This window comes from Streptomyces sp. NPDC059900, from assembly GCF_050270335.1.
Classification (GTDB): domain Bacteria; phylum Actinomycetota; class Actinomycetes; order Streptomycetales; family Streptomycetaceae; genus Streptomyces.
Genome location: NZ_JBNNJZ010000982.1, coordinates 1 through 1,846, shown reverse-complemented (window position 1 = coordinate 1,846; position 1,846 = coordinate 1). Strand labels below are relative to the sequence as shown.

General features: G+C 73.2%; 2 protein-coding genes and 1 pseudogene. 2 read left to right on the top strand and 1 reads right to left on the bottom strand.

What is annotated here, in order from left to right:
• Positions 1-338 (top strand): annotated as a pseudogene (locus ACQKIP_RS46445) (YwiC-like family protein); the annotation flags it as partial.
• A gap of 136 nt (positions 339-474) precedes the next feature.
• Positions 475-1,110, top strand: coding sequence for an L-threonylcarbamoyladenylate synthase (locus ACQKIP_RS46440; RefSeq protein WP_365853582.1), 636 nt, complete (start codon positions 475-477; stop codon positions 1,108-1,110).
• A 39-nt stretch (positions 1,111-1,149) separates the two neighbouring features.
• On the opposite strand, the gene ACQKIP_RS46435 is transcribed toward ACQKIP_RS46440, so the two are convergent.
• On the bottom strand, positions 1,150-1,731 hold the full coding sequence (locus ACQKIP_RS46435; RefSeq protein ID WP_365853580.1) for a TetR family transcriptional regulator: 582 nt from the start codon (positions 1,729-1,731) through the stop codon (positions 1,150-1,152).
• Between the last annotated feature and the right edge of the window lie 115 nt (positions 1,732-1,846).

The window sequence follows — 1,846 nt, the reverse complement described above, 5'->3', positions numbered from 1 at the left end:
GTGCCATGCTCCTGGTCGCGCTGCGCCTGGGCGGCGGGACGCCCGGCCAGGGCGCCGGTGCCTTCGCCGCGTGCCTGCTCTACTTCGGCGGCACGGTCCAGTACGTGAAGTCCATGATCCGCGAGCGCCGGAACCGCCGCTTCCTGCACGGCTCGATCGCCTACCACGGCGCGGCCCTGGTCTGCGCGACGCTGCTGTCCCCGCCGCTCGCGGTGCTCTTCGTCCTGTGCCTGCTGCGTGCCGCGCTGCTGCCGGGGCGCGGTCTGCGGATCCGCACCGTGGGGCTGATCGAGATGGGCCTCTCGGTGCTCCTGCTCGTGACGCTGCTCGCCCTCTGAGCCCCGAGCCGGGGGCCGGGAGCTCCGCCCGGCGAGAGGCGGGGTCCGTGACACGGTGGCCCGGGAGGTACGTTCAGGGACGGCCTCCGCGTGCCGGAAGCCCCATCGCGCCCGCGGACCACACAGGAGCCGAGCCATGCACGTCTACGACTGCCGGACCGAAGCTGCCCTGCGCAGCGCGGTCAGCCACGCCACCGATGCCCTGCACGCCGGGCAGCTGGTCGTCTTCCCCACCGACACCGTCTACGGCATCGGCGCCCACGCCTCCGACTCCCGGGCCGTCGGCTCCCTGCTGGCCGCCAAGGAGCGCGGCGCCGACAAGCCCGCCTCCGTCCTGGTGGCCGACCTGGCCACCGCCGAGGCCCTCGTGGCGTCTTTGCCGCCCGCGGCGCGGCGGCTGGCCGGGGAGTTCTGGCCGGGCGCGCTCTCCCTGGTCCTGCCCGCGGCCCCCTCGCTGGCCTGGAACCTGGGCAACACCCACGGCACGGTCATGGTCCGCATGCCCGACAACCCGATCACGCTCGCCCTGCTCCGCAGCGCCGGTCCCCTCGCCCAGTCCAGCGCCAACCTGACCGGACAGCCGCCGGCCACCACGTGCGAGCAGGCGAGCGAGCAACTCGGCGAGAGGGTGCACACCTACCTCGACGGCGGGCCCAGCAGCGGCAGCGTGCCGTCCACGATCATCGACCTCACCGACGCCGACGCGCCCGTCGTGCTGCGCGAGGGGGCACTCCCCGGCACCGTGATCACCGACGCTCTGGCACGTTCGTAACTCCGGCGCCCTGGGGGGCGGGTGCCCCCGACGCCTTCTTCAGGGGGTGGGTGCGGTGAGATACCGCTGCATCGTCGGTCCCACCCAGTCCACGATCTCCTCGGGGTCGAGCGCCACGCTCGCCGGGAAGCGCAGCACGTAGCGCGTCAGCGCGATCCCCAGCACGGTGGAGGCGCACAGCGCTGCCCGGGCCGGTGCCTGCTCCGGCTCGGGGCCCACCCGGCGGGCCAGCGGGATCAGTTGATCGCGCAGCACGCTCTGCATGCGATCGGCGGCGGCCGGGTCGGTGGCGCCCACCCGCATCAGCGCGGTGAGCTCCCCGTTCTCCTCCCACAGCGTCAGGAAGTGGCGCACCAGCGTACGGCCGAGCTCCTCGCGCGGTTCGACGGACAGCTCGGGCAGCCCGGGGTCGATCGCCACGGCCGCCGCGAACAGGCCCGCCTTGTTGCCGTAGTAGCGCATCACCATCGACGCGTCGATCTTCGCGTCGCGCGCGATGGCCCGGATGGTCGCCTTCTCGTAGCCGTCCGCCGCGAACCGCTCGCGGGCCGCGTCCAGGATCGTGGCGCGGGTGGCGTCGGAACGCCGTGCGGCCTGCTGGTTGTCCGTCGTGCCGGTCATGCCAACAAACATAGGCCAACGCGTGTTGACAGTCCAGGACTGCGACTCTACGTATGCCAACACCGGTTGACCAGCACGTGTTGGCAAGCAGTGGCCGCACGGCTGCGGCCCGGGC